Genomic DNA, 19,488 nt, shown 5'->3' with positions numbered 1-19,488 from the left:
TCTCCGGATTGTACCGGGTTTCCGTTGCATAGTATAATGGAGAATAGAATGTCTGAAATGGTGGGATGTCGATGCAACGGATTGCCAACCTGCTCGTCGTGAAGGACGGCAGGGTGCTGCTCATGAAAAAACCGCGCCGCGGATGGTATGTGGCGCCCGGAGGGAAGATGGAGCCGGGCGAATCCGTGTATACGGCGGCCTGCCGCGAATTCACGGAAGAGACGGGCGCCCTCCCGAAGGACGTCCATCTGAAGGGCGTCTACACGATGGTCATCCGCGACGAAAATGATACAAAAACAATTGATGAATGGATGTTGTTCACATTCATCGCCCGGGATCTGGACGGCGTGCCGGTCAAGGAAAACAGGGAAGGGACGCTCGATTGGCATGACCTGCCGGAGCTCGCATCCCTCCCGATGGCGGAAGGGGACCGGACCAACCTCGAGTTCGCCGCCCTGGAGGAAGGCATGCAGTACGGGACGTTCACCTACACGGAGGACTTCAGGCTGATCAGGGAAGAAATCCAGCGTTCAGAGGAAAGGGTGGAACCATGACGGACATACAGACCGAAACAGCACAGGAAAAGATGGAGCTGGTCATTATCACCGGCATGTCGGGAGCAGGGAAGACGGTGGCGGTGCAGAGCTTCGAGGACCTCGGGTTCTACTGCATCGACAACCTCCCGCCAGAACTCCTGCCGACTTTCCTGAATCTGATGGGGGACTCGGACCGCCGGCTGCGACGTGTCGCGGTCGTCATGGACATGCGGGGGCGGGAGTATTTCGACTCGCTCATCGGGACGCTGGACAAGATCGCCGTCCAGGATAATCTGGATACGCGGATCCTTTTCCTCGATGCGGACGACGGGACGCTCGTGAAACGGTACAAGGAGACCCGGCGGAAGCATCCGCTGTCCGGCAACGGGCTCGTCAGCGACGGGATCCGCCGGGAACGCGAGATGCTGTCGGAACTGAAGGGCCGGGCCCGGTATATTTTCAATACGACCCATATGCTGCCCCGCCAGCTCCGTGAAAAGATCGTCGATAATTTCTCCAAGACATCCAAGGGGACATTCACGGTCAATGTCATGTCGTTCGGCTACAAGCACGGCATCCCGATCGATGCCGATATCGTCCTGGACGTCCGTTTTCTGCCGAATCCCTACTACATCGAAGAACTGAAGCCGCTCACCGGCCTCCAGTCGGAAGTGTCGGATTATGTGCTGAAATGGAACGACACCCGGGAACTGATCTCAAAGCTCGAGGACCTGTTCCGGTTCCTCATCCCGCGCTACAGGGAAGAGGGCAAGGCGCAGCTCGTCATTGCATTCGGCTGCACGGGCGGCCAGCACCGCTCGGTCACGCTCGCCGAATATTTTGCCGAAAAGTTGAGCGCCGAATACAAGACGGCCGTATCGCACCGGGATATCAATCATAGAAAGGGCTGATCCCATGCCCAAAAAACAAGGGGGAAAACGGATCGTGGCGATCGGGGGAGGCACCGGTCTGTCCACGATTCTCCGGGGATTAAAGAAATATGATGCCGATCTGACGGCGATCGTGACGGTCGCGGACGACGGCGGAAGTTCCGGCCGGATCCGCAAAGACTATCTCATCCCGCCTCCGGGCGATGTGCGGAACGTCATGGCAGCGCTGTCGGACGTGGAACCGCTCGTTGAAATGATGTTCCAGTACCGGTTCGGCAAGGAAGAGCCGCTCAACGGCCATTCGCTCGGAAACCTGATGCTCGCGGCGATGACCAACATCACCGGCGACTTCGCCCGTGCGGTCGCCGAGATGAGCCGCATCCTGAATATCAAGGGACGGGTCCTGCCGGCCGCAAACCAGGTCATCACGCTCGGTGCCGAGCTGGACGACGGCTCGATCATCAACGGCGAGTCGAAGATCCCCGCATACGGACGGAGAATCCGGCGCGTGTTCCTCATCCCCGAGGATGCCGAGCCGCTTGAAGAGACCGTGCGGGCGATCCAGAACGCCGACCAGATCATCATCGCCCCGGGCAGCCTGTACACGAGCATCCTGCCGAACCTTCTCGTGCCGGGAATCCGGGATGCGGTTCTCCGGGCGAAGGCCGAGAAAGTGTACATATGCAACATCATGACACAGCCCGGCGAGACATATGCCTTCACGGCGGAAGACCATGTCCAGGCCCTGTATGACCATCTCGGCACTCCGTTCCTCGACGGCATCTTAGTCCATGACGGCAGGCATCTGTCGGGGATCATCGAGGAGTACGAAAAACAGCAGTCGGTGCCGGTCATCGCCAATCCGATCGCCCTGCAGACCGTGGTCAAGCATGTCATGATCGACGACATTGCGACAATCGTCGACAACCATGTGAGACATGACGCAGGAAAAGTGGCGGAGCGGCTGCTTGCCTACCCCGGCAGCCAGGACCGTCCCGGCAGTATTCCGGTCTGACACCGGCCGCCGCGTGAAAGGAGGGGGAGCCGATGTCATTTGCATCGGATACAAAAAAAGAGCTGACCCAGGTGGAAATGGACGAGTGCTGCACGAAGGCGGAGCTCGCCGCGTTCATCCAGATGAACGGCGTGCTGTCTCTCTCGAACCGCCAGATGAGCCTGGACATCCAGACGGAAAATGCGGCCATCGCACGCCGCATGTATACAAATATCAAACGGCTGTACCCTTATAAGATCGAGCTGCTCGTCAGAAAGAAGATGCGGCTGAAAAAGAACAACGTCTATATTTGCCGCATCCGGGAAGGTGCCGGGCATATACTCGAAGATCTCGGCATCTCGGCCGGAGTGGGAGGCACCGGCGCCATCCCCGAAAAGCTGGTTCAGGATGACTGCTGCCGCAGAAGCTATTTGAGGGGCGCATTCCTGGCCGGAGGATCCGTCAACAACCCGGAGACGTCCTCCTACCATCTGGAGATCTTCACGCTTTACCAGGAGCACAGCGAGGCGCTCGTCGAACTGATGAACGGGTATTCCCTCAACGCCAAGTCGATCGAGCGGAAGAAGGGCTTCATCGCCTACCTGAAGGAAGCCGAGAAGATTTCGGACTTCCTGAGCATCATCGGCGCTCACGTGGCGCTTCTGAAGTTCGAGGATGTCCGGATCGTCCGGGACATGCGCAACAGCGTCAACCGGCTCGTGAACTGCGAGACCGCTAATCTTAACAAAACGATCGGCGCCGCGCAGCGTCAGGTGGAAAACATCAAATACATCGATGAGATGATCGGGATCGAAGGGCTGCCCGAGCGGCTCCGGGAAATCGCACGGCTCCGCGTGGAATACCAGGACATCACGCTCAAAGAGCTCGGCGAGATGGTGTCGGGGCCGCCGATCAGCAAATCCGGCGTCAACCACCGGCTCCGGAAAATCGACGAGATTGCGGAGAAACTGCGAAAAGGCGGAATTTCACTGAAGTGAAGAAAATCTTGTCCTTTTTGCCCGTCTCCGATACGATAAAAGAATAGACAAGCAACGGGTGATGAAGGAGGATGTCGGCCATGACCGATCGGACATTAGAAGTGAAACTGAAATCCGGGCTGCAGGCGAGGCAGGCGGCCTTGTTCGTCCAAGAGGCGAACCGGTTCTCTTCGGATATTTATCTGGAGAAGGGCACAAGGAAAGTCAATGCCAAGAGCATCATGGGCATCATGAGCCTGGCCATCGGCAGAGGGGTAGAAGTGACGCTCAGCGCCGACGGCCATGACGAGGAAGAGGCGGTCGAAGCCCTTTCCGCCATCGTTGAAAATGAAAACTGACACACAAAAAAGACCCGGCCGCTCTGGCCGGGTCTTTCCGTTGTCCATGATCACTTTTCTTCTTTATTGTTCGTGATGTCATTGCGCTCGATGATATGGTCGATGAGGCCGTATTCTTTCGCACGCTCAGCGGTCATGAAGTTGTCGCGGTCCGTGTCTTTCGCGATGACTTCGATCGGCTGGCCGGTACGTTCCGCCAGGATCCGGTTGAGCTTTTCACGGATGAAGAGGATATGTTTCGCGGCGATCTCGATTTCGGTCGCCTGGCCCTGGGCGCCGCCGAGCGGCTGGTGGATCATCACTTCTGCGTTCGGAAGGGCGTAGCGCTTGCCCTTCGTCCCGGCTGCAAGCAGGAAGGCGCCCATCGATGCGGCCATGCCGATGCAGATGGTCTGCACGTCCGGCTTGATGAACTGCATCGTGTCGAAGATGGCCATGCCGGCGGAGATGCTGCCGCCCGGGCTGTTGATGTAAATGGAGATATCCTTATCAGGATCTTCCGCTTCGAGGAAGAGGAGCTGGGCGACGATCGAGTTCGAGACGTTGTCGTCGATCCCCGAGCCAAGCATGATGATGCGGTCTTTCAGAAGGCGCGAATAGATGTCATACGCACGCTCTCCGCGGTTCGTCTGTTCAATTACTGTAGGAATGAGATTCATTGTTCTTCCTCCTTCAGGGTGGATTGGCTATAAACGCTGCACTGGAACACTATACCCCATCAGCTGTGAGTTTATCATACACAATTTGGTCAATGAAGGTCAAATGGGATGCTCGCAGGAAAATATGAAAATGGGGTTGCGCTCTTCCGGGAACGTGTGTATAATAAAAAATGTCGTCCGGGAAGGCCACATAAGACATGCCCTCGTGGTGCAACGGATAGCACGTAAGATTCCGGTTCTTAAGATGTGGGTTCGATTCCTGCCGAGGGCGCTGACCATACCGTCATTGAGCGATTCATTTCGCTCGGTGGCGGTTTTTTATTTTTGCGGTGAGGCCTCCTGCTGATCGGTAAAGGTTCCGGCTTTTGTTTCATTTCTCTTCAAGCGGGAACTTTTCCTGCATTCGCCCGTATAAAAGCCATCGGTTGTTTCACGGGAAGTTTATTCAGGGTATTGGGGAGTATGCTGAAAATGAATGCTGAACGAGAGGGGAAGGGTACTATGAAGAGAATGTTCGGACCGATTGCGGTCATCATCGGGATTCTGGTGATTCTTGCCATCATGCTTGTGCCGAAATACAATACGTTTGTCGGACTGGAAGAAGACGTGGATCAGTCTTACAGCCAGATTGAAAACCAGCTGCAGCGCCGAATGGACCTGATTCCGAATTTGGTCGAGTCGGTGAAGGGCTACGCCAAGCACGAGGAAAAGGTGCTTGGTGACATCGCCGATGCCCGCTCTCGGCTCGCCGGTGCCGACACGCCTGAGGAGCAGGCAACGGCCAACGATGAACTGAGCGGCGCGCTCAGCCGGCTGCTCGTCGTCGTGGAAAACTATCCGGAGCTGAAGGCGGACGCCAACTTCCGCCAGCTGATGGATGAGCTTGCCGGGACGGAAAACCGGATCGCGGTCGCCCGGATGGACTATAACGAAACGGCATCGGAGTACAACCGGAACGTCCGACGCTTCCCGGGCAGTCTTGTCGCCGGCATCTTTGGATTTGATAAAAAAGAATACTTCAAGGCGGCCGCAGGTGCAGAGGAAGCGCCGAAAGTCGACTTCGGGGAGTTCGGCGACTGATGAAGCGGTTATGTAGGGCCCTCTTGCTCGTCCTGCTGCTGTTCATCCCGGCAGCCGTCTCGGCGGCCGAGCCGGAGATTCCGGATCCTATCGGCAACAGCATTTACGTTCAGGATCATGCCGGCATCCTGAGCCCGGAACAAAAATCGGAAATCGAAAGGCTCAGCAGACGCCTGCAAGGCGGAACAGGAGCGCAATTGTCCGTTCTGACCGTCCCGTTTGCGATTGAAGATCCGGAGATGTACGCGCTTCAGGCCCATAGGAAGTATAAACTGGGCCAGGAAGGTGAGGACAATGGCGTCCTGATGTTGATGTCTACTGTGAGGAATAGCAACGGTGACCGCGCGTTCGAATTGTCGGTTGGATACGGGTTGGAAGGCGTGCTTCCTGACGGCAAAGTGGGCCGGATTATTGACGAATACGGATTGCCGTATATTAAAAATAAAAAACCGGCTGAAGAGCAGCCAGATCAAGCCATCCTCTCGGTCTATAAAGTTGTCTACAACGAAATCGCAGAAGAGTATAACTGGGATGGAACAGTTGATCAGCCAGTGATCCCGGAAAGCGGAGAAGACGGCGGTGGCTGGCCGTTCAGTCCGTTCGTCACCATCATCATCCTCTACATCCTCTTTAAGATTTTCTTTGGAGGAGGAGGTGGCGGAGGAGGCGGNGGCCAACGATGAACTGAGCGGCGCGCTCAGCCGGCTGCTCGTCGTCGTGGAAAACTATCCGGAGCTGAAGGCGGACGCCAACTTCCGCCAGCTGATGGATGAGCTTGCCGGGACGGAAAACCGGATCGCGGTCGCCCGGATGGACTATAACGAAACGGCATCGGAGTACAACCGGAACGTCCGACGCTTCCCGGGCAGTCTTGTCGCCGGCATCTTTGGATTTGATAAAAAAGAATACTTCAAGGCGGCCGCAGGTGCAGAGGAAGCGCCGAAAGTCGACTTCGGGGAGTTCGGCGACTGATGAAGCGGTTATGTAGGGCCCTCTTGCTCGTCCTGCTGCTGTTCATCCCGGCAGCCGTCTCGGCGGCCGAGCCGGAGATTCCGGATCCTATCGGCAACAGCATTTACGTTCAGGATCATGCCGGCATCCTGAGCCCGGAACAAAAATCGGAAATCGAAAGGCTCAGCAGACGCCTGCAAGGCGGAACAGGAGCGCAATTGTCCGTTCTGACCGTCCCGTTTGCGATTGAAGATCCGGAGATGTACGCGCTTCAGGCCCATAGGAAGTATAAACTGGGCCAGGAAGGTGAGGACAATGGCGTCCTGATGTTGATGTCTACTGTGAGGAATAGCAACGGTGACCGCGCGTTCGAATTGTCGGTTGGATACGGGTTGGAAGGCGTGCTTCCTGACGGCAAAGTGGGCCGGATTATTGACGAATACGGATTGCCGTATATTAAAAATAAAAAACCGGCTGAAGAGCAGCCAGATCAAGCCATCCTCTCGGTCTATAAAGTTGTCTACAACGAAATCGCAGAAGAGTATAACTGGGATGGAACAGTTGATCAGCCAGTGATCCCGGAAAGCGGAGAAGACGGCGGTGGCTGGCCGTTCAGTCCGTTCGTCACCATCATCATCCTCTACATCCTCTTTAAGATTTTCTTTGGAGGAGGAGGTGGCGGAGGAGGCGGTGGTCCTCGCGGACGTCGTCGCGGTCCTGTCATCTTCTTCCCGGGTTCGTTCGGTGGAGGGGGTGGCGGTTTCGGCGGCGGTGGCTTTGGCGGTTTCGGTGGAGGCGGAGGCGGCGGGTTCACCGGCGGAGGAGGTGGCTCAGCAGGCGGCGGCGGTGCCGGCCGTGGCTGGTGATCGTGCCGTCAACCCGCCCTGTCAGAAAGGACTGAAGTCATGAACGTAAAGCTCTATGTCCGGGAGGATTGCCCGCTCTGCGATGAGGCCTTCCTGAATTTGAAGCTCGTTTCGGAAGATCTTCCCCTGGAGGCCGAAATTATCGACATTGAGTCGGATGACCGGCTCCATGAAAAGTATATGCTGATGATTCCTGTGCTCGAGAAGGACGGAGACGTTCTTCTCTATGGGAATATCGGCTATGCAGACTTGATGGACGCGCTCATGTAGCGCGTCCTTTTCATTTTCCCGGATGGCCTGCTGATGTTTGATTTTCCTGGCGAGGTGGAATACAATAGCAATGAGTGGGACATAATTAAAATAACTGGGATAAAAAGTGTCCCGTCAGCAAGGAGGAGAGGCGACGATGGATGAATTGACGGCGGCCCAGCAACGGCTGCTGCCTGAAATCACCGCCATGCTCGAATCCCGTTACCGGGTTCTGAACAGCATCCGGCGCGAGGGTCCGGTCGGAAGAAGGGCGCTCGTCGGGCAGCTCGGCATGACGGAACGGGAAGTCCGGGCGGAATGTGATGTGCTCCGCAACCAGGGGCTGATCCGCGCTGAATCATCCGGCATGCTCGTGACGAAAGACGGGGAGGACGTGCTTCTCCTCCTGAGGCCGATGCTGAAGGAATGGACGGGGCTCGGCGATCTCGGGATTGAACTGGCCGAAATCCTGGGTATACAAGAGGTAAGGGTCGTGCCTTCAGGCGACTTGACCGACGGCAGCCGGGTCAAGGACCGGATGGCGAGAGAAGCGGCCGAACTTCTCGGAGACCGGCTTCCGGCCGATGCGGTCGTCGCGGTCACCGGCGGCAGCACGGTTGCGGCGATAGCCGATTACGCGGATCTCTTCCAAGGCAAGAACACCCGGTTCATCGCGGCCCGCGGCGGGACCGGAGGCGAAGCGAGGACACAGGCGAATATGATTGCGGCCGTGCTCGCCGCCGGCTCGGACGGAATGTGGACGCCGTTCCATCTTCCTGAATCGCTCGGAGAGGCTTCGTACAGAACAATGCTTGAAGAACCGTACGTCCGGGACGCAATCGAACTGTACGACCGGGCCGGCTGCGTGATCCATGGCATCGGCAATGCGCTGGACATCGCCGAAAGACGGGGCGCCCCCGAGGCGGAAATCCGTTCTCTGCGGGAGAACGGGGCCGTTGCGGAAGCGTTCGGGTTCTACCTGGACGCGGCCGGCAGGGAAGTCGGCAGTATCCGCACCATCGGAATCCGGCGGGAACAGCTCGCACGCGTGCCGCTGCCCGTCGCGGTGACGGGAGGGCGGGAAAAAGCATCCGCAATTCTTGCCTACATGAAGCAGGCACCGCCGGCAACCGTCCTCGTCACCGACGAGGAAGCCGCGAAAGAAATGCTTCGTCTTCGGCAGTAATGATAAGCAAATTGGGAATCATGAAACGCATAAAACGAAAATCCGGGAGGAATAAATGATGGCAATGAAAGTGGCAATCAACGGTTTTGGACGCATTGGACGGGTTGTCTTCCGTCAGGCATGGGATAATCCGGACATCGACGTCGTGGCCGTAAACGACTTGTCGGACGCGGCGATGCTCGCCCATCTGCTGAAGTATGACTCTGTCCACGGAACATTTGGTCCGGACGTCTCCCACGACGAAGAGAACATCATCGTCGACGGGAAGAAGATCCGTGTGTTCGCCGAAAAAGATCCGGCCGACCTCCCGTGGGGAGACCTCGGAATCGACGCGGTCTTGGAATCCACCGGAGTGTTCCGCACGAAGGAAAAAGCCGGGAAGCACCTTGAGGCGGGCGCGAAGAAAGTCCTTCTGTCCGCGCCGGGCAAAGGCGACATCAAAACGCTCGTCATGGGCATCAACGAAAATGACTACGATCCAAAAACGGATGACGTCGTATCGAACGCATCGTGCACGACGAACTGCCTTGCGCCGATCGCCAAAGTCCTCCAGGAACAGTTCGGCATCCGCAAAGGCCTCATGACGACAGTCCATTCCTACACGAATGACCAGCGGATCCTCGATCTGCCGCATGATGACTACCGCCGTGCACGCGCTGCCGCCCAGTCGATGATTCCGACGACGACCGGTGCCGCCACGGCCGTCACGAAAGTGCTCCCGGCATTGAAAGGCAAGCTCGACGGGATGGCCGTGCGCGTGCCGACGCCGAACGTCTCGCTCGTCGACCTGACCGCCGAGCTTGAAAAACCGGCGACCGCCGAGCAGGTGAATGCCGCGCTGAAGGAAGCGGCGGAAGGGGATCTGAAGGATCTTCTCTTCGTCTCCGACCTTCCGCTCGTCTCCAGGGACTACAACGGAAGCACGGCCTCTTCCACGGTCGATGCCCTGTCGACGATGTCGATCGGGGACAACCTGGTGAAGGTGATCAGCTGGTATGACAACGAGAGCGGCTACTCCGCGCGCTGCATCGATCTTCTCCTTCATATGTACCGGGCAGGAATCTGATAGCCTTCCCATCCGGAAACCACTATAATGGAATGGGACAAGGAACGGGCCGTCCCGTTCCTTTTATTAGTTTACGGGCAGAAGTGCGGCGGACCGCGGGACAGCTCCATCCGGCTCCGGCTGCCGTTCACTCCGGCCCACACACAGGAGGGTTTTCATGATCCGGAAAAAATCCATCAGAGACGTTGACGTCCTCGGCAAGCGGGTGTTCTGCCGGGTGGACTTCAACGTCCCGCAGGAAGACGGAACGATTACCGACGACACACGCATCCGGGCGGCTTTGCCGACGATCGAAAAGCTGTCGGGAGACGGGGCGAAGGTCATCCTGGCCAGCCACCTCGGACGTCCGAAAGGCAAAGTGAACGAGGAGATGCGGATGACGGCCGTCGGCGAACGGCTGTCCGAACTGCTCGGCCATGAAGTGAAAACGCTCACGGAATCCATCGGAACGGAAGTGGAGGAAACGGTCGCCTCGATGAAAGACGGGGAAGTCATCCTTCTTGAGAACGTCCGGTTCCATGAAGGCGAAGAGAAAAACGATCCAGAGCTGGCGAAGGAATTCGCCGGGCTTGCCGACCTCTACGTGAATGACGCGTTCGGCGCCGCGCACCGTGCGCATGCCTCGACGGCGGGGATCGCGGATCACCTTCCGGCTGTTTCCGGCCTGCTCATGGAAAAAGAGCTGGACGTCCTCGGCAAGGCTCTCGCCGATCCGGAACGCCCGTTCACCGCCATCATCGGCGGCGCAAAAGTGAAGGACAAGATCGGCGTCATTGATTACCTGCTCGAGAAAGTGGATGACCTGCTGCTCGGCGGCGGCCTGTCGTACACATTCTCGAAGGCGCAAGGCCATGACGTCGGCAACTCGCTTGTGGAAGAAGACAAAGTCGAACTGGCGAAGTCCTTCATCGAGAAAGCGGAAAAGAAAGGCGTCCGGCTGCATCTCCCGAAAGATGCCGTCGTGGCGCCGGAGTTCAAGGCGGATGCCGAGACGAAAGTCGTGCCGATCGATTCGATCCCGGGCGGTTGGATGGGCCTCGATATCGGGCCGGAAACCGCAGAGGAGTACGCAGACGTCATAAAAAAATCGAAGACGATTCTCTGGAACGGTCCGATGGGCGTGTTTGAAATGGACGCATTTGCCGGAGGCACGCGCCGGGTTGCGGAAGCCGCGGCTGAGACGGACGGCTACACGATCATCGGCGGCGGAGATTCGGCCGCTGCGGTCGAGAAATTCGGCCTTGCGGAGCGGATGAACCACATTTCGACCGGCGGCGGAGCTTCCTTGGAGTTCATGGAAGGGAAGGAACTTCCGGGAGTCTCGGCGCTCGACGACAAGTAATGGAGGGATTCACAGTGCGAAAACCGATCATTGCAGGCAACTGGAAAATGCATAAAACTCTGGGCGAAGCAGAGTTGTTCTACGCGGACGTGCAGGGCCGGATTCCGGATCCTGCCCAAGTTGAAACGGTCATCTGCGCGCCGTTCCCGTTCCTCTTCAGGCTCGTTCAGCTTTCCGAAGGCAAGGCGCCTTCGGTCGGCGCACAAAACATGCATGAGGAAGAATCGGGCGCGTTCACCGGAGAAGTGAGCCCGACCCAGCTGAAGGATCTCGGTGTCGGCTACGTCATCATCGGGCATTCCGAACGGCGGGAATACTTCAATGAAACCGACGAATCCGTCAACCGGAAGATCAAGTCGGCGCTCGGACACGGGCTGACCCCGATCGTCTGTGTCGGCGAGACGCTGGAAGAACGCGAGGACAGCCGGACGGAAGCGAAAGTATCCGGCCAGGTGAAGGCCGCCTATTCCGGCATCCCGGCAAAAGAGGCGGAGCGGACGGTAGTGGCGTACGAACCGATCTGGGCGATCGGAACGGGCAAAACGGCGACTTCCGAGGAAGCCGGCGAAGTCTGCCGGTCCATCCGGAAGACCCTGGAAGAGCTCTACGGAACCGAAGCGGCAGGACGGATCCGGATCCAGTACGGCGGCAGCGTGAAGCCGGACAACATTGCGGAACTTCTTGCCCAGCCGGACATCGACGGCGCGCTTGTCGGGGGGGCGAGCCTTGATCCGGAATCGTTCCTCAGGCTTGCGGAGGCGGCTGTCCATGAATAAGCGCCCCGCAGCTCTTATCATTCTGGACGGCTTCGGACTGAGGGATGAAACGTACGGCAACGCAGTGGCACAGGCGAGGAAGCCGAATTTCGACCGGTATTTTGCCCATTACCCAAATGCCACGCTGCGGGCGAGCGGCGAGGCGGTCGGCCTGCCGGAAGGCCAGATGGGCAACTCCGAGGTCGGCCATTTGAACATCGGCGCCGGCCGGATCGTCTATCAGAGCCTGACGCGCATCAACAAGTCGATCCGCGAAGGCGACTTCTTTGAAAAGCCGGCGCTGCTCGACGCGGTGGAGAACGCGAAAAAAGAAGGGAAGTCCCTTCATATCATGGGGCTGCTCTCGGATGGCGGCGTCCACAGCCACATCTCGCATCTGTTCGCTCTTATCGACCTGGCTGCCCGCCATGGCCTGAAGGACGTCAACGTCCATGCTTTCCTCGACGGCCGCGATGTCGGTCCGAAAACGGCACTCGGCTATATCGAGGAGCTCGAGCAGCATATGGCGGATGCCGGGACCGGGCGGATCGCGTCGGTGAGCGGCCGCTACTACGCGATGGACCGGGACCGCAGATGGGACCGGGTGAAGCTCGCGTATGACGCCATCACCGACGGCACCGGGGCGAAGGCCGCCTCTGCGTCGGAAGGTGTCAAGGAAGCGTACGGGCGGGGCGAGACGGACGAGTTCGTCATCCCGTTCGTCGTAGCGGAAGACGGTGAACCGGCCGCATCCGTAGAGGACGGGGACTCGGTCATCTTCTTCAACTTCCGTCCGGACCGGGCGATCCAGCTGACGTCGGCATTCGTTTCCGATCATTTCAGCGGTTTCGGCACGACCTACCGCCGGCCGCTCGATCTGACTTACGTCACGTTCACCCAGTACAGCGATGAATTCGACGGACTCGCGGAAGTTGTTTTCCCGAATGTGAATCTGGTCAATACGGTCGGGGAAGTGATCTCCGCTTCCGGCCTCCGCCAGCTTAGAATCGCCGAAACCGAGAAGTATCCGCACGTCACGTTCTTCATGAGCGGCGGCAGGGAAGGGGTATTCGAGGGCGAAGACCGGATCCTCATTGATTCGCCGAAAGTGGCGACGTACGACCTGAAGCCGGAAATGAGCGCGTACGAAGTGGCGGATGCCCTCGTCGAAGTCATCGAGCATGACGGGACGGATGCCATCATCCTGAACCTCGCCAACCCGGATATGGTCGGACACAGCGGCCGTCTCGAACCGACGATCCAGGCTGTCGAAGCGGTCGACGAATGTCTCGGCCGGATCGTGGAGGCGCTCCTGGCCAAGGGCGGAGCGGCCATCATCACGGCCGACCACGGCAATGCCGACGAAGTCCTCACGCCAGAAGGCAAGCCGATGACCGCCCATACGGTAAACCCCGTGCCGGTGATCGTGACCGAGGAAGGCGTGACAATGAGAGAAGACGGCATTCTTGCCGATCTTGCGCCGACCTTGCTCAAGCTGCTCGGCGTGGCCCAGCCGCCCGACATGACGGGCAAGCCGTTATTTTAAATTAGAAAACAGTTTTAGCCATTAAAAACAGGGAGTGTGTTGTCATGCCGATCATCACCCATATCCAGGCCCGCGAAGTGCTCGATTCCCGCGGCAACCCGACAGTCGAAGTGGAAGTCTTCACGGAAAGCGGTGCGTACGGACACGCCATCGTGCCTTCCGGCGCCTCCACAGGCGAATATGAAGCGGTGGAACTCCGTGACGGGGATTCTTCCCGCTACAACGGGAAAGGCGTCCTGAAGGCCGTCGATCACGTGAATGAACTGATCGCAGACGAGCTCGTCGATAATTATTCGGTCCTCGACCAAGTGTCGATCGACAAGGCGCTCATCGAACTTGACGGTACGGACAACAAAGGCAAGCTCGGCGCCAATGCCGTCCTCGGCGTATCGATGGCCGTGGCGCACGCGGGCGCGGACTATCTCGACATGCCGCTCTACCAGTACCTCGGCGGCGTCAACGCCAAGCAGCTCCCGGTCCCGATGATGAACATCCTCAACGGGGGCGAGCACGCGGACAACAACGTCGACATCCAGGAGTTCATGGTCATGCCGGTCGGCGCGGAGACTTTCCGCCAGGCACTCCGGATGGGCGCGGAAGTGTTCCACTCGCTGAAATCGGTCCTGAAGGAAAAAGGCCTCGCGACTGCCGTCGGCGATGAAGGCGGATTCGCCCCGAACCTCGGTTCGAACGAAGAAGCGCTTTCGACAATCATGGAAGCGATCGAAAAGGCCGGCTACAAACCGGGCGAAGATCTCGTGCTGGCGATGGACGTTGCGTCTTCCGAGTTCTACGACAAGGAATCCGGCAAATACAATCTGTCCGGCGAAGGCGTCTCCCGCACGTCCGAAGAGATGGTCTCCTGGTACGAAGAACTCTGCGGCAAGTATCCGATCATCTCAATCGAAGACGGACTGGATGAAAACGACTGGGAGGGCCACCGGCTTCTCACTGAGCGGCTCGGCAGCAAAGTCCAGCTCGTCGGCGACGACCTGTTCGTCACGAACACGAAGAAGCTTGAGCGGGGCATCTCCGAAGGCGTCGGCAACTCGATCCTCGTGAAAGTGAACCAGATCGGGACGCTCACCGAGACGTTCGATGCGATCGAAATGGCGAAGCGTGCCGGCTACACGGCCGTCATCTCCCACCGCTCCGGCGAATCGGAAGATGTCACGATCGCCGACATCGCCGTCGCCGTCAATGCCGGCCAGATCAAGACGGGGGCGCCGTCGCGCACAGACCGGGTCGCCAAGTACAACCAGCTTCTCCGCATCGAGGACCAGCTCGGCGATACGGCCCAGTATCCGGGTCTCAGCGCTTTCTACAACCTGAAAAAATGATTCCGGCCGGGATGGCTCCGGAATAATAAAGTTGGCCGGGGGTGTTGTCGCCCCGGCTTTGCTTTGCTAAACTATATAAATAGTAGGAAACATCCGTTTCAGGAGGTGGAAAAAATTGCATACTTTACTCATGACGCTGCTGCTGATCGTGTCGGTCGCGCTGATCGTGGTCGTCCTCCTGCAATCCGGGAAAAGCGCGGGCCTTTCAGGAGCCATCTCCGGCGGAGCCGAACAACTTTTCGGCAAGCAGAAAGCACGCGGACTCGACCTGGTCTTCCAGCGTGTGACGATCGTTCTGTCAATCCTCTTCTTTGTCCTGGCCATCGCCGTGACAAAGATCTGAATACATCGGATCGCCTGGCCGCCTGAGTGGCCGGGCGTTTTTTGAATCGGGACCGGAGGCCTGTTCCGGCCGGCCATTTCCTGAACCGTTCCCGTTTGGCTCCACGCTCAAGTGGGGAAGCTGTTACATAGGAGATGATGGGTTTGAAAAAAGTGAAAGTGGCTCCTCCGAAACCGTTCTTTTTCAAGCACGGACCGCGGGCGGTCCTGCTGCTCCACGGGTTCCGGGGGAATTCGGCGGACGTCCGGATGCTCGGCCGGTTCCTGGAAAAGCATGATTACACCTGCTATGCGCCCCACTATTCCGGACACGGCACGGACCCGGAACAGTTGATTCAGACCGGGCCCGCCGACTGGTGGAATGATGCGGTTTCCGCATATAACCGGCTGAAAGAGGAAGGTTATGAGGAGGTTGCCGTCATCGGACTTTCGCTGGGCGGTGTGTTCACGCTTAAATTAGGGTATAGCTATCCTGTAAAAGGGCTTATCCCGATGTGCGCCCCGATGTCGATGCAGACGACGGACATCATGTTCCAGGGCGTGCTTCAATATGCCGAGGAATACAAGCGGTATGAAGGCAAAGAGCCGGAAGAAATCGGGGAGGAAGTGGCCCGGATCCGGGAGGCCGGCATGGCCTCGCTGCCCGATCTCCGCGAATTCGTCCTGGACGTCCGGGAGCATGTGGACGAGGTCTATGCGCCGATTCTCGTCGTGCAGGGCGAGAAGGACGAGGTGATCGACCCGGCTTCCGCAGATGTCATCTATCATGAAGTACAGTCCCCGCAGAAAAAGCTGAATAAATATGCCGAGTCCGGCCACGTCATTACACTCGGACCTGAAAAAGAACAATTGCATCAGGATATACTGGAGTTTCTGGAATCGCTCGATTGGAACAACTGATCGAAGGCCAACGGATGGAGGGGATCAAGTGGAAGATCAATTGATGGAGTTAAGGGAGCGGCTGCTCTCGTTCATGAAAGAAGAGTCGTACAAACCGATGACGGTCCAAGAGATCCAGGAAGCGCTGGAGCTGACCGGTGCGGGAGATTTCAAGGACCTGGTGAAGGTGCTTGTCGTCCTCGAGGAAAAAGGCGACGTGATCCGTTCGCGCTCGGACCGGTACGGGACGCCGGAGCGGATGGACATCATCCGCGGCCGTTTTATCGGCCATGCAAAAGGGTTCGGGTTTGTCGTTCCTGAAGAGGAAGGGATGGATGACGTCTTCATCCCGCCGAACGAAACGAACACGGCGATGAACGGGGATACGGTCCTCATCCGGCTTCTGAAGGAATCCGGCGGCGACCGCCAGGAAGGCTCCGTCATCCGGATCGCCGAACGGAAGAACACGAAGATTGTCGGCACTTATCAGGCCCACAAGGGGTTCGGGTTTGTCATCGCCGACGACAAGAAATTGCCGATGGATATTTTCGTATCCGGCGGAAACTCGCTGGGAGCGGTCGACGGTCATAAGGTCGTCGTTGAAGTGACCGAGTGGCCGAGCGACCGGAAATCCGCGGAAGGGATCATCGTCCAGGTGCTTGGGCACAAAAACGACCCGGGCGTCGACATCCTGTCGATCATCTACAAGTACGGCATTGAAATGGAATTCCCTGAAGAAGTCATCCAGCAGGCGAATCGGGTTCCCGACGAGATCAGCGAGCGGGATTTGTTCAAGCGCCGTGACCTTCGCGAGCAGACGATCGTGACGATCGACGGGGCCGATGCAAAAGACCTCGATGATGCCGTCACCGTCACAAAGAATGCGGACGGCACGTACAAGCTCGGTGTCCATATCGCGGACGTCAGCTATTACGTCACGGAAAACTCCCCACTCGACCAGGAAGCCTACGAGCGCGGGACGAGCGTTTATCTGACCGACCGGGTCATCCCGATGATTCCGCACCGTCTGTCAAACGGGATCTGTTCGTTGAACCCGAACGTCGACCGCCTGACGCTCAGCTGTGAAATGATCATCGACGGCAACGGCAAGGTGACGTCCCACGAGATCTTCCAGAGTGTCATCAACACGACGGCACGCATGACATACACGGATGTCTATAAAATCATCGAAGAAAAAGACGAGGAGCTCCGTCAGCAGTACGAACCGCTCGTCCCGATGTTCGAAAACATGGCAGAGCTGGCGGCCATACTCCGTCAGCGCAGGATGGACAGGGGCGCCATCGACTTTGATTTCAAAGAATCGAAGATCATCGTCAATGAAGAAGGATGGCCGGTCGACGTGGTCGTGCGCGAGCGCACGGTCGCCGAGAAGCTCATCGAAGAGTTCATGCTCGTGGCGAACGAAACGGTGGCAGAGCACTTCCACTGGCTGCGTGTTCCGTTCATCTACCGTGTCCACGAAGATCCGAAGGCGGAAAAGCTGGAGCGCTTCTTCGAATTCATCACGAATTTCGGTTTGCTCGTGCGGGGCACGGCGAACAAAGTCCATCCGCGGGCGCTCCAGGAGATCATCGATACCATCGAAGGTCAGCCGGAAGAGCCGGTCGTCTCGACGATGCTCCTCCGGTCGATGCAGCAGGCGAGATACTCAGAAGACAGCCTCGGCCACTTCGGGCTGTCGACGGATTTCTACACCCACTTCACTTCGCCGATCCGGCGGTATCCGGATTTGATCGTCCACCGGCTGATCCGGACCTACCTGGTCGAAGGGGATACTTCTCCGGCGACCAAGGCGAAATGGGACGGGGAAATTCCGGAAATCGCCCAGCACTCGTCCGAAATGGAACGCCGGGCCGTCGACGCGGAGCGGGATACCGAAGCCTTGAAGAAGGCCCAGTTCATGGTCGACAAGATCGGAGAAGAGTTCGAAGGGATCATTTCTTCCGTCACGAACTTCGGTCTGTTTGTGGAGCTTGAAAACACGATCGAGGGCCTTGTCCACGTCAGCTATATGACGGACGACTATTACTGGTTCGATGACCGCCAGATGGTCATGATCGGGGAACATACGGCCAAGCAATTTCGGATCGGCGACCAGCTGACGGTCCGTGTCGTGTCCGTGAAGCCGGAAGAGTCCGCAATCGACTTCGAGATCGTCGGCATGCAGGAAACGTTCAAGCGCACCCGCAAAGAGTCNTGGCAGAGCTGGCGGCCATACTCCGTCAGCGCAGGATGGACAGGGGCGCCATCGACTTTGATTTCAAAGAATCGAAGATCATCGTCAATGAAGAAGGATGGCCGGTCGACGTGGTCGTGCGCGAGCGCACGGTCGCCGAGAAGCTCATCGAAGAGTTCATGCTCGTGGCGAACGAAACGGTGGCAGAGCACTTCCACTGGCTGCGTGTTCCGTTCATCTACCGTGTCCACGAAGATCCGAAGGCGGAAAAGCTGGAGCGCTTCTTCGAATTCATCACGAATTTCGGTTTGCTCGTGCGGGGCACGGCGAACAAAGTCCATCCGCGGGCGCTCCAGGAGATCATCGATACCATCGAAGGTCAGCCGGAAGAGCCGGTCGTCTCGACGATGCTCCTCCGGTCGATGCAGCAGGCGAGATACTCAGAAGACAGCCTCGGCCACTTCGGGCTGTCGACGGATTTCTACACCCACTTCACTTCGCCGATCCGGCGGTATCCGGATTTGATCGTCCACCGGCTGATCCGGACCTACCTGGTCGAAGGGGATACTTCTCCGGCGACCAAGGCGAAATGGGACGGGGAAATTCCGGAAATCGCCCAGCACTCGTCCGAAATGGAACGCCGGGCCGTCGACGCGGAGCGGGATACCGAAGCCTTGAAGAAGGCCCAGTTCATGGTCGACAAGATCGGAGAAGAGTTCGAAGGGATCATTTCTTCCGTCACGAACTTCGGTCTGTTTGTGGAGCTTGAAAACACGATCGAGGGCCTTGTCCACGTCAGCTATATGACGGACGACTATTACTGGTTCGATGACCGCCAGATGGTCATGATCGGGGAACATACGGCCAAGCAATTTCGGATCGGCGACCAGCTGACGGTCCGTGTCGTGTCCGTGAAGCCGGAAGAGTCCGCAATCGACTTCGAGATCGTCGGCATGCAGGAAACGTTCAAGCGCACCCGCAAAGAGTCGCCGAAAGTCATCCGGACGAAGGGCGATACGCGCGGCGGACGTCCGGGCAAAGAAGAAGGCGGGCGCGGACGCAGCGGCGGAAGCAACAACCGGGGCGGCGGAAAAGGCGGTCGCGGCGGTTCGGGTTCCTCCGGCCGGCCTCAGGGAAGACAAGGCGGCGGCAACCGCGGGAAAGGCGGCCAGGGTCCCCGCGGCGGCAGCAGCAATACGCCCCGCGGCAAACGGCAGAAGTGACATAAGGTTCAAATAACTGACGTGACGGACGGCATCTGTGCCGTCCCGTTG

General features: G+C 58.1%; 18 protein-coding genes, 1 tRNA gene and 3 pseudogenes. 21 read left to right on the top strand and 1 reads right to left on the bottom strand.

All coding sequences use genetic code 11. The features are described 5' to 3' along the window. Positions 1 to 71: 71 nt before the first annotated feature. The 5 genes from BN1189_RS00930 to BN1189_RS00910 all read left to right on the top strand — a co-directional run bounded on the left by BN1189_RS00930 (position 72) and on the right by BN1189_RS00910 (position 3,756). Positions 72 to 554, top strand: a complete 483-nt coding sequence (locus BN1189_RS00930) for an NUDIX hydrolase (RefSeq protein WP_040224870.1) — start codon at positions 72 to 74, stop codon at positions 552 to 554. Further along, positions 551 to 1,447 (top strand): RNase adapter RapZ, encoded by an 897-nt coding sequence (gene rapZ, locus BN1189_RS00925; RefSeq protein ID WP_052455553.1) that lies wholly within the window; start codon positions 551 to 553, stop codon positions 1,445 to 1,447. The genes BN1189_RS00930 and rapZ overlap by 4 nt, the downstream gene beginning before the upstream one ends. 4 nt (positions 1,448 to 1,451) lie before the next feature. Then, positions 1,452 to 2,441, top strand: coding sequence for a gluconeogenesis factor YvcK family protein (locus BN1189_RS00920; protein WP_040224702.1), 990 nt, complete (start codon positions 1,452 to 1,454; stop codon positions 2,439 to 2,441). 32 nt (positions 2,442 to 2,473) lie between these two features. Continuing rightward, the gene (whiA, locus tag BN1189_RS00915) at positions 2,474 to 3,418 is read left to right on the top strand and encodes a DNA-binding protein WhiA (RefSeq protein ID WP_040224700.1); all 945 of its coding nucleotides are present in this window, start codon (positions 2,474 to 2,476) and stop codon (positions 3,416 to 3,418) included. An 80-nt stretch (positions 3,419 to 3,498) separates the two neighbouring features. Beyond that, positions 3,499 to 3,756, top strand: coding sequence for an HPr family phosphocarrier protein (locus BN1189_RS00910; protein WP_040224698.1), 258 nt, complete (start codon positions 3,499 to 3,501; stop codon positions 3,754 to 3,756). A 50-nt stretch (positions 3,757 to 3,806) separates the two neighbouring features. Here BN1189_RS00910 and clpP read toward each other — a convergent pair whose 3' ends face one another. Then, positions 3,807 to 4,415 (bottom strand): ATP-dependent Clp endopeptidase proteolytic subunit ClpP, encoded by a 609-nt coding sequence (clpP, locus tag BN1189_RS00905; RefSeq protein ID WP_040224697.1) that lies wholly within the window; start codon positions 4,413 to 4,415, stop codon positions 3,807 to 3,809. A 199-nt stretch (positions 4,416 to 4,614) separates the two neighbouring features. Between clpP and BN1189_RS00900 the strand changes: the two genes are divergently transcribed. From BN1189_RS00900 to BN1189_RS00825, 16 genes and pseudogenes are all read left to right on the top strand, one after another. After that, positions 4,615 to 4,686: transfer RNA gene (locus BN1189_RS00900), tRNA-Arg, on the top strand. A gap of 230 nt (positions 4,687 to 4,916) precedes the next feature. Next, positions 4,917 to 5,495 (top strand): LemA family protein, encoded by a 579-nt coding sequence (locus BN1189_RS00895; RefSeq protein WP_040224695.1) that lies wholly within the window; start codon positions 4,917 to 4,919, stop codon positions 5,493 to 5,495. Further along, positions 5,495 to 6,178 carry a TPM domain-containing protein gene (locus tag BN1189_RS00890; RefSeq protein ID WP_069201929.1) on the top strand — a complete coding sequence of 228 codons (684 nt, stop codon included), beginning with the start codon at positions 5,495 to 5,497 and terminating at the stop codon, positions 6,176 to 6,178. Before BN1189_RS00895 ends, BN1189_RS00890 begins: the two co-directional genes overlap by 1 nt. Then, a pseudogene (locus tag BN1189_RS00885) lies at positions 6,156 to 6,467 on the top strand (LemA family protein); the annotation flags it as partial. The gene BN1189_RS00890 and the pseudogene BN1189_RS00885, both read left to right, overlap by 23 nt. Then, on the top strand, positions 6,467 to 7,312 hold the full coding sequence (locus BN1189_RS00880; RefSeq protein ID WP_052455551.1) for a TPM domain-containing protein: 846 nt from the start codon (positions 6,467 to 6,469) through the stop codon (positions 7,310 to 7,312). The pseudogene BN1189_RS00885 and the gene BN1189_RS00880, both read left to right, overlap by 1 nt. A gap of 39 nt (positions 7,313 to 7,351) precedes the next feature. Then, positions 7,352 to 7,582, top strand: a complete 231-nt coding sequence (locus BN1189_RS00875; RefSeq protein WP_040224690.1) for a glutaredoxin family protein — start codon at positions 7,352 to 7,354, stop codon at positions 7,580 to 7,582. A 136-nt stretch (positions 7,583 to 7,718) separates the two neighbouring features. After that, positions 7,719 to 8,747 carry a sugar-binding transcriptional regulator gene (locus BN1189_RS00870; protein ID WP_040224688.1) on the top strand — a complete coding sequence of 343 codons (1,029 nt, stop codon included), beginning with the start codon at positions 7,719 to 7,721 and terminating at the stop codon, positions 8,745 to 8,747. Between the two features lie 58 nt (positions 8,748 to 8,805). After that, on the top strand, positions 8,806 to 9,813 hold the full coding sequence (gap, locus tag BN1189_RS00865) for a type I glyceraldehyde-3-phosphate dehydrogenase (RefSeq protein ID WP_040224686.1): 1,008 nt from the start codon (positions 8,806 to 8,808) through the stop codon (positions 9,811 to 9,813). A gap of 157 nt (positions 9,814 to 9,970) precedes the next feature. Further along, complete coding sequence (locus BN1189_RS00860) at positions 9,971 to 11,155, top strand: phosphoglycerate kinase (protein ID WP_040224685.1); 1,185 nt, start codon at positions 9,971 to 9,973, stop codon at positions 11,153 to 11,155. A 14-nt stretch (positions 11,156 to 11,169) separates the two neighbouring features. Beyond that, positions 11,170 to 11,931, top strand: a complete 762-nt coding sequence (gene tpiA / locus BN1189_RS00855) for a triose-phosphate isomerase (RefSeq protein ID WP_040224867.1) — start codon at positions 11,170 to 11,172, stop codon at positions 11,929 to 11,931. Then, entirely contained in the window at positions 11,924 to 13,456 is a 1,533-nt protein-coding gene (gpmI, locus tag BN1189_RS00850) for a 2,3-bisphosphoglycerate-independent phosphoglycerate mutase (RefSeq protein ID WP_040224684.1), read from the top strand. The genes tpiA and gpmI overlap by 8 nt, the downstream gene beginning before the upstream one ends. A 44-nt stretch (positions 13,457 to 13,500) precedes the next feature. After that, a complete protein-coding gene (gene eno / locus BN1189_RS00845) occupies positions 13,501 to 14,796 on the top strand; it encodes a phosphopyruvate hydratase (protein ID WP_040224682.1) in 1,296 nt (431 codons plus the stop codon). A gap of 115 nt (positions 14,797 to 14,911) precedes the next feature. Further along, positions 14,912 to 15,139 (top strand): preprotein translocase subunit SecG, encoded by a 228-nt coding sequence (gene secG / locus BN1189_RS00840; RefSeq protein ID WP_040224680.1) that lies wholly within the window; start codon positions 14,912 to 14,914, stop codon positions 15,137 to 15,139. A 152-nt stretch (positions 15,140 to 15,291) separates the two neighbouring features. Continuing rightward, positions 15,292 to 16,038 carry an alpha/beta hydrolase gene (locus BN1189_RS00835; RefSeq protein WP_040224866.1) on the top strand — a complete coding sequence of 249 codons (747 nt, stop codon included), beginning with the start codon at positions 15,292 to 15,294 and terminating at the stop codon, positions 16,036 to 16,038. 28 nt (positions 16,039 to 16,066) lie between these two features. Beyond that, a pseudogene (rnr, locus tag BN1189_RS00830) lies at positions 16,067 to 18,280 on the top strand (ribonuclease R); the annotation flags it as partial. After that, a pseudogene (locus tag BN1189_RS00825) lies at positions 18,238 to 19,437 on the top strand (ribonuclease R family protein); the annotation flags it as partial. The pseudogenes rnr and BN1189_RS00825, both read left to right, overlap by 43 nt. Positions 19,438 to 19,488 lie beyond the last annotated feature (51 nt).

It is taken from the genome of Bhargavaea cecembensis (assembly GCF_000826125.2).
Lineage (GTDB): Bacteria > Bacillota > Bacilli > Bacillales_A > Planococcaceae > Bhargavaea > Bhargavaea cecembensis_B.
This window is presented reverse-complemented; position numbering and strand designations above follow the sequence as displayed.

Bases quoted from the DNA above. Each gene is read 5' to 3' on its own strand.
- BN1189_RS00880 (WP_052455551.1), top strand. From the start codon at position 6,467: ATGAAGCGGTTATGTAGGGCCCTCTTGCTCGTCCTGCTGCTGTTCATC.
- whiA (WP_040224700.1), top strand. From the start codon at position 2,474: ATGTCATTTGCATCGGATACAAAAAAAGAGCTGACCCAGGTGGAAATG.
- eno (WP_040224682.1), top strand. From the start codon at position 13,501: ATGCCGATCATCACCCATATCCAGGCCCGCGAAGTGCTCGATTCCCGC.
- rapZ (WP_052455553.1), top strand. From the start codon at position 551: ATGACGGACATACAGACCGAAACAGCACAGGAAAAGATGGAGCTGGTC.
- BN1189_RS00860 (WP_040224685.1), top strand. From the start codon at position 9,971: ATGATCCGGAAAAAATCCATCAGAGACGTTGACGTCCTCGGCAAGCGG.
- BN1189_RS00920 (WP_040224702.1), top strand. From the start codon at position 1,452: ATGCCCAAAAAACAAGGGGGAAAACGGATCGTGGCGATCGGGGGAGGC.
- gpmI (WP_040224684.1), top strand. From the start codon at position 11,924: ATGAATAAGCGCCCCGCAGCTCTTATCATTCTGGACGGCTTCGGACTG.
- BN1189_RS00875 (WP_040224690.1), top strand. From the start codon at position 7,352: ATGAACGTAAAGCTCTATGTCCGGGAGGATTGCCCGCTCTGCGATGAG.
- BN1189_RS00895 (WP_040224695.1), top strand. From the start codon at position 4,917: ATGAAGAGAATGTTCGGACCGATTGCGGTCATCATCGGGATTCTGGTG.
- BN1189_RS00870 (WP_040224688.1), top strand. From the start codon at position 7,719: ATGGATGAATTGACGGCGGCCCAGCAACGGCTGCTGCCTGAAATCACC.
- BN1189_RS00930 (WP_040224870.1), top strand. From the start codon at position 72: ATGCAACGGATTGCCAACCTGCTCGTCGTGAAGGACGGCAGGGTGCTG.
- clpP (WP_040224697.1), bottom strand. From the start codon at position 4,415: ATGAATCTCATTCCTACAGTAATTGAACAGACGAACCGCGGAGAGCGT.
- BN1189_RS00910 (WP_040224698.1), top strand. From the start codon at position 3,499: ATGACCGATCGGACATTAGAAGTGAAACTGAAATCCGGGCTGCAGGCG.
- gap (WP_040224686.1), top strand. From the start codon at position 8,806: ATGGCAATGAAAGTGGCAATCAACGGTTTTGGACGCATTGGACGGGTT.